The 6,031-nt window shown below is 71.7% G+C and carries 7 protein-coding genes; 3 read left to right on the plus strand and 4 right to left on the minus strand.

Features of this window, described 5'->3' with window-relative positions:
• Positions 1-633: CoA transferase (locus tag AC27VN_RS30000; RefSeq protein WP_490878909.1), on the minus strand; the 633-nt coding region annotated here is incomplete at its 3' end.
• Between the two features lie 112 nt (positions 634-745).
• On the opposite strand from AC27VN_RS30000, the gene AC27VN_RS30005 reads away from it, so the two are divergent.
• Positions 746-1,648 (plus strand): SDR family oxidoreductase, encoded by a 903-nt coding sequence (locus AC27VN_RS30005; RefSeq protein ID WP_057594274.1) that lies wholly within the window; start codon positions 746-748, stop codon positions 1,646-1,648.
• 9 nt (positions 1,649-1,657) lie between these two features.
• Here AC27VN_RS30005 and AC27VN_RS30010 read toward each other — a convergent pair whose 3' ends face one another.
• A complete protein-coding gene (locus tag AC27VN_RS30010; protein WP_057594273.1) occupies positions 1,658-2,116 on the minus strand; it encodes an Lrp/AsnC family transcriptional regulator in 459 nt (152 codons plus the stop codon).
• A gap of 132 nt (positions 2,117-2,248) precedes the next feature.
• On the opposite strand from AC27VN_RS30010, the gene AC27VN_RS30015 reads away from it, so the two are divergent.
• Complete coding sequence (locus tag AC27VN_RS30015; protein WP_490878910.1) at positions 2,249-2,857, plus strand: glutathione S-transferase family protein; 609 nt, start codon at positions 2,249-2,251, stop codon at positions 2,855-2,857.
• On the opposite strand, the gene AC27VN_RS30020 is transcribed toward AC27VN_RS30015, so the two are convergent.
• Positions 2,858-3,247, minus strand: coding sequence for a DUF488 domain-containing protein (locus AC27VN_RS30020; RefSeq protein ID WP_490878911.1), 390 nt, complete (start codon positions 3,245-3,247; stop codon positions 2,858-2,860).
• Between the two features lie 12 nt (positions 3,248-3,259).
• On the minus strand, positions 3,260-5,131 hold the full coding sequence (locus tag AC27VN_RS30025) for a PhoX family protein (RefSeq protein WP_490878912.1): 1,872 nt from the start codon (positions 5,129-5,131) through the stop codon (positions 3,260-3,262).
• 96 nt (positions 5,132-5,227) lie between these two features.
• Between AC27VN_RS30025 and AC27VN_RS30030 the strand changes: the two genes are divergently transcribed.
• On the plus strand, positions 5,228-6,031 hold an 804-nt coding region (locus AC27VN_RS30030; RefSeq protein WP_490878913.1), incomplete at its 3' end, for a crotonase/enoyl-CoA hydratase family protein.

Here is a 6,031-nt window from a genome sequence, read left to right on the forward strand (position 1 = left end):
CAGGCCCCAGGTGCGCGGCAGCGCGAGCCAGTCGGCCGAGACATTGAGCGCGACCTCGAGATACACGCCCCCGGCCGTGGCGCCGCGCGAACGCAGCAGCAGCGCCTTGAGCACCGCCTCGCTCGCGAGCAGCGCGCCGCCCATGTCGGCGAACAGCGTGGCCGGCAACTCGGTGCCGGTGACCAGGCCGCTCTCGGCGAGGTAGGTCAGGTCGTGGCCCGGCTCCTCGGCGCGCTCGCCGTGGGCGCCGACGATCGCCACCTGCGACAGCGCCGGATGGCGCGCATGCAGCGCCTTCCAGTCCAGGCCGAGCTTGGCCAGCGCCGAGGGACGGAACGAGGTCAGCAGCACGTCGGTGCGCGCGAGCGCCTCGTGCAGCGTGCGCTGGCCGGCCTCGCTCTTGAGGTCGGCCGTCTCGATGGCGATGCCCTCGTGCAGCGCGGCATAGGCAGGCTTGTTGTAGAGCGCCATCGGGTCGCCTGCGGGCGGTTCGAGCTTCAGGCAATCGGCGCCCATGCGACGGCAGCGCAGCAGCGCGGCCGGGCCGGGCAGGTTGAGCGCGAGGCTCAGGATGCGCACGCCGGCGAGCGGCTGCGAGGAGGCGTCGATGGGGGCGTCGATGGCGTCGGGCATGGCGCCATTCTCGCCCCAGCCCCGCGTCGCGCCCGCGACCCGGCCCCCGATGCGCGCGGCGCCCGCCACGCGTAGCATGGCCGCCGTCAGGCAAACCTCCAGGAGACGACGCATGTTCCAACCTTCCCTCATGAGCGGCCAGCGCATCCTCGTGACCGGCGGCGGCACCGGGCTCGGCCGCGCGATGGCCGAGCGCTTCCTCGGCCTGGGCGCCGACATCGCGATCTGCGGCCGGCGCCAGTCGGTCTGCGAGGAGACCGCGGCCGAGTGGCGCCAGCAGTTTCCCGAACGGCGCATCGACACCTTCGGCGTCGACATCCGCGTCGCCCAGAGCGTCGACGAGATGGTCGAGAGCCTCTGGCAGAGCGGCGGCCTCACCGGCCTGGTGAACAACGCGGCCGGCAACTTCGTCTCGCCGACCGAGAGCCTCTCGCCGCGCGCCTTCGACGCGATCGCGAACATCGTCTTCCACGGCAGCTTCTACGTCACGCAGGCCGTGGGCAAGCGCTGGGTGGCCGAGGCCAAGTCGGGCCAGTGGAAGGCCGGCGATGCCTTCCGCAGCGTGATGAGCATCATCGTGACCTGGGTCGACAACGGCAGCCCCTACGTGGTGCCCTCGGCGATGAGCAAGGCCGGCATCGAGGTGATGACCAAGTCGCTCGCGGTGGAGTGGGCGCGCTACGGCGTGCGGCTCAATGCCGTGGGCCCGGGCGAGATTCCGACCGAGGGCATGAGCAAGCGCCTGAACCCCGGCGAGGAGCCCGGCGCGCGCACCATCGCGATGAGCCCGATGGCGCGCACCGGCCGCATGAGCGAGCTGCAGAACCTCGCGGCCTTCCTGATGTCGCCGGGCCAGTGCGACTGGCTCACGGGCCAGAGCATCATGATGGACGGCGCCAACGCGCTGGCCAACGGCGGCAACTTCTACGAGCTGCGCCAGTGGAGCGATGGCGACTGGCTGGCCGCGCGCGAGCGCATCGAGGCGCAGAACCAGAAGGACAAGACGCAGCGCTGAGCCTGCGCGCTACTTTCTCGGCGGCTTCGCCGCGTGCACGGTGACGTGCTTGTTCACGGGGCTCGACAGCACCAGCGAGGTGGTGACCGCGCCGTCGACCGCGAGCGCGTCCACCACGCGCTCGAGGTCGGCCGGCTCGGCGATCGCGCAGCGCACGATGAAGCAGTCCTCGCCGGTCACGCGGTCGGCGCTCAGCACCTCGGGCATCTGCTCGAACAGCTTCAGGTAGCGCGCGATGCCCGCATGCGTGGTGTCGATGCGGATGATGGCCTGCAGCCCCACGCCGAGCGCGCGCAGGTTGACGCGCGCGCCGTAGCCCTCGATCACGCCCGCGTCCTCGAGCTTGCGCACGCGCTCGCTCATGGCCGGCTGCGACAGGCCGATGCGCTTGCCCAGCGCCGCGAGGCTCTGGCGCGCGTCGGCCTGCAGGGCTTCGAGGATCAGGCGGTCTTTCTTGTCGATGTCCATGCGCGATGAGCGGAAGGGTTCGCCGATGGTCCATCGGCCGGGAGCGCCGATTTTCGATGAATGCCCGTGGCCCGCGCGCGCAGGCACCGCTAAGGTCGTGGCTTCGTTCAAGACAAGAAGGAGGAACCCTCGATGCAACTCGTCGGCATGCTCGACTCACCCTATGTGCGCCGCACCGCCGTCTCGCTGCGGCTGCTGGGCATTCCCTTCGAACACCGCTCGCTCTCGGTGTTCAGCACCTTCGAGCAGTTCCGCGCGATCAACCCGGTGGTCAAGGCACCGACGCTGGTGCTCGACGACGGCGCGGTGCTGATGGATTCGACCCTGATCGTCGAGCACGCCGAGTTCCTCGCCGGCCGCAGCCTGTGGCCGGCCGAGGCGATGGCGCGGCTGCGCGCGCTGCGTCTCACGGGGCTCGCGCTCGCGGCCTGCGAGAAGACGGTGCAGATCGTCTACGAGCGCAAGCTGCGCCCGGCCGAGAAGCTGCACCAGCCCTGGGTGGACCGGGTGCTGGGGCAACTGCTGGCGGCCTATGACGAACTCGAGCGCGAGGTGGCGGTGGCGCCGTGGACCGTCGAAGAAGCGGCGCTGACGCAGGACGCCGTCTCGGCGGCCGTGGCCTGGTCGTTCACGCAGCTGATGCTGCCCGAGCTGGTGGCGCCCGCGCGTTGCCCGGCGCTCGCGGCCCATGCCGCGCGCGCCGAGGACCTGCCGGTGTTCGCGGCGTTGCCGCAGCTCTGATCAGGCCGCGATGTCGGCGCCGCGCTCGGCCAGCAGGTCGCGCAGCAGCGAGCGGTGGCAGCGCGACTCGTCCTCGCAGTAGCAGCCCACGGCCAGCGCGGTCTGGTGCGAAAGCGCCGCGAGCAGGTCGAGGCTGCGGCTCGCGTCGGTCTCGGCCATCTCGGCCTTGTACTTGCGCATGAACACATTCCACTCGGCCGGCGTCTGCGCGGCCTGGCCCAGCTTCATGGTTTCGGTCGAGGGCGCGAGGTTCGGGTACCAGACGTCGTACCAGTCCTGCGACGCGAATTCGCTCTTGGGCACGCCGCGCGGCGGGCGCCGCACGGTGCCCACGCGCAGGCCCTCGCCGGGGCTGCGCGGCGTGCCGAGTCGAACGATGCGGATGCTCATGGGTGGTCTCCTCTAGGTACCGACGATGCCGCCGTCGCGCCGCCGGATCACCAGCGTGGCCGAGCGCGGCCGCGCGCTGCCCGGTGCGGTGCCGTCGGGCCAGGCGCTGTTGTGCGTGGCGCTGCCGTCGTCGCGCGACTCGCCCGGATGCTGGACGTTGACGAACAGCGCGCGGCGGTCGGGTGCGACCACGCAGCCCGTGATCTCGCAGCCGCTGGGTCCGGTCAGGAAACGCTTGATGCGGCCCGTGGCCGGGTCGGCCACCAGCATCTGGTTGTTGCCCAGGGCGGTGTAGGGCGGCTTGCCGATCAGCTGGCCGCTCATGTCGGTCTGGATCCACAGCAGGCCGCCGCTGTCGAAGTGCAGGCCATCGGGGCTGCCGAACAGGTCGGCATCGGCGCTCGGGTAGCGCGCGCCGCTGCCGGGCTGCGCGGTGTCGCCCGCGAGCACGAAATGCTCCCAGGCGAAGCCCGCGCTCGCCGCGTCGCCGTCGTCCTCGCGCCAGCGCAGGATGCCGCCGAACAGGTTGTCGGCGCGCGGGTTCGAGGCATCGGGGCCGGGCTTGCCGAGGTCGCCGCGCTGGCTGTTGTTGGTGAGCGTGACGTAGACCTCGCCACCGGGGCTGATCGCGATCCACTCGGGGCGGTCCATCTTCGTGCCGCCCACCACGTCGGCCGCGAGCCGCGCATGGACCAGCACCTCGGCCTGGTCGGCGAAGCCGGCCGCGGTATCGAGCCCGTGGCGGCCGTGCACCAGCTCGATCCAGCGGCCGCGGCCGTCGGCGTCGAAGCGCGCGACGTAGAGCGTGCCCTCGTCGAGCAGCCGCGCGTTGGCGGCCGCACGCGAGCCCTCGCCGGCGGGCGCGATGCGGTCGGTGCTCAGGTACTTGTAGATGTATTCGAAGCGCGCGTCGTCGCCCATGTAGACCGCCACGCGGCCGTCCCTGGTCACGGTGCAGGTCGCGCTCTCCTGGCGCTTGCGGCCCAGCGCGGTGCGCTTGACGGGCTTCGAGGCGGGATCGAAGGGGTCGATCTCGACCACCCAGCCGAAGCGGTGCGGCTCGTTGGGATGGCGGCTTAGGTCGAAGCGTTCGTCGAAGCGCCAGTACTCGACCCACTGCGAGCCCGCCACCGTGCCGTAGCGGCGCTGCGCGGGCGTGGCCTCCTTGGCCGCCTCCTTCGGACCGCCGAAGTAGCCGTGGAAGTTTTCCTCGCAGGTGAGATAGGTGCCCCAGGGCGTGACGCCCATCGCGCAGTTGGCGAAGGTGCCGAGCACCTCGGTGCCGGTGGGATCGAGCGCGGTGCGCAGGCGCGGCGAACCCGCGGCCGGGCCGGCAATGCGCATCGGCGTGTTGCCATGCACGCGGCGGGCATAGGGCGAGGGCAGCACCTGGCGCCAGCCGTCCTCGGGCGTGCGCGCGATCTCGATCACCGACACGCCCATCGCATGCAGCGACTTGCGCACCTTCTGCGCATTCCATTCCTTCGCGCCGTCGGCATGCAGCAACTGCTCGTCGGTGTACTCGTGGTTCATCACGAGCAGCGCGCGCCCGGGCGTGGCGAGCGGAAAGAAGTGCATGCCGTCGTGGTGCATGCCGGCCTGCAGCGCCTGGTCGGCCGCGCTGTTGCCGCCGTCGGGCGCGAAGGCGGGCATCGGCTGGCCCGCGATGCCGGTGGGCGTGCCCCAGGGGTAGAGCAGCTGCCATTCGTACTCGGGCGGCACCACGACCGCGTCGCGCAGCGAGGCCGGCACGGCCGTGAAGCCCAGCGCTCCGCCAGCTTCGCCGGACAGCGTGGGCTTGGTGGCCCCGGCAGGATGCTGGGCCAGCAGCGCCACCACGGCGGCGGTGCCCGATTGCAGGAAGCGGCGGCGGTCGAGGGACATGGACGGCGGTGCGGGTGTTGGGTCGGCGACAGCCGCCATCATCGCCGAGCACCGCGGCGCGCGATACTTTGCCCACGACCCCAGGAGACACACCGTATGACCGAACGCATCGAAACGATCCGCCACCCCGACGGCGTGGTGGAACTGCAGCTGGACCGCGCCGACAAGATGAACGCGCTCGACCCCGCGATGTTCGATGCGTTGATCGCCGCCGGCGAATCGTTGCGCGCCGACGCCACGGTGCGCGCGGTGGTGATCGCCGGGCGCGGCAAGGCCTTCTGCGCGGGGCTGGACATGGCCTCGTTCCAGCGCATGGAGCAGGGCGCGGCCGGCGAGGTGCTGGGCCAGTCGGCCGGCGGCGCCGGGCTGGTGGCGCGTACGCACGGCCTGGCCAACGCCGCGCAGCAGGTCGCGATGGTGTGGCGCGAGGTGCCGGTGCCGGTGATCGCCGCGGTGCACGGCGTGGCCTTCGGCGGTGGCCTGCAGGTGGCGCTGGGCGCGGACATCCGCATCGTCGCGCCCGACACCAGGCTGTCGGTGATGGAGATCAAGTGGGGCCTGGTGCCCGACATGGGCGGCATGGTGCTGATGCGCGAGCTGGCGCGCAGCGACGTGGTGCGCGAGCTCACCTACACCGGCCGCGTGTTCTCGGGCGAGGAGGCGCTGCAGCTCGGTTTCGCCACGCGCCTTTCGGCCGATCCGCTGGCCGAGGCGCTCGCGATGGCGCACGAGATCGCTGGCAAGAGCCCCGATGCGATCCGCGCCGGCAAGCGGCTGCTCAATGCCTCGCTGGCACACAGCGCGGCCGAGCTCTTGATCGCCGAGTCGGTGGAGCAGCAGGCGCTGATCGGCAGCCCGAACCAGGTCGAGGCGGTGCGCGCCAACATCGAGCGGCGCGCG

The sequence above is a fragment of the Variovorax sp. 20P10.2.4 genome (assembly GCF_058244205.1).

Bases quoted from the DNA above. Each gene is read 5' to 3' on its own strand.
- AC27VN_RS30015 (WP_490878910.1), top strand. From the start codon at position 2,249: ATGCAACTCGTCGGCATGCTCGACTCACCCTATGTGCGCCGCACCGCC.
- AC27VN_RS30025 (WP_490878912.1), bottom strand. From the start codon at position 5,131: ATGTCCCTCGACCGCCGCCGCTTCCTGCAATCGGGCACCGCCGCCGTG.
- AC27VN_RS30005 (WP_057594274.1), top strand. From the start codon at position 746: ATGTTCCAACCTTCCCTCATGAGCGGCCAGCGCATCCTCGTGACCGGC.
- AC27VN_RS30020 (WP_490878911.1), bottom strand. From the start codon at position 3,247: ATGAGCATCCGCATCGTTCGACTCGGCACGCCGCGCAGCCCCGGCGAG.
- AC27VN_RS30010 (WP_057594273.1), bottom strand. From the start codon at position 2,116: ATGGACATCGACAAGAAAGACCGCCTGATCCTCGAAGCCCTGCAGGCC.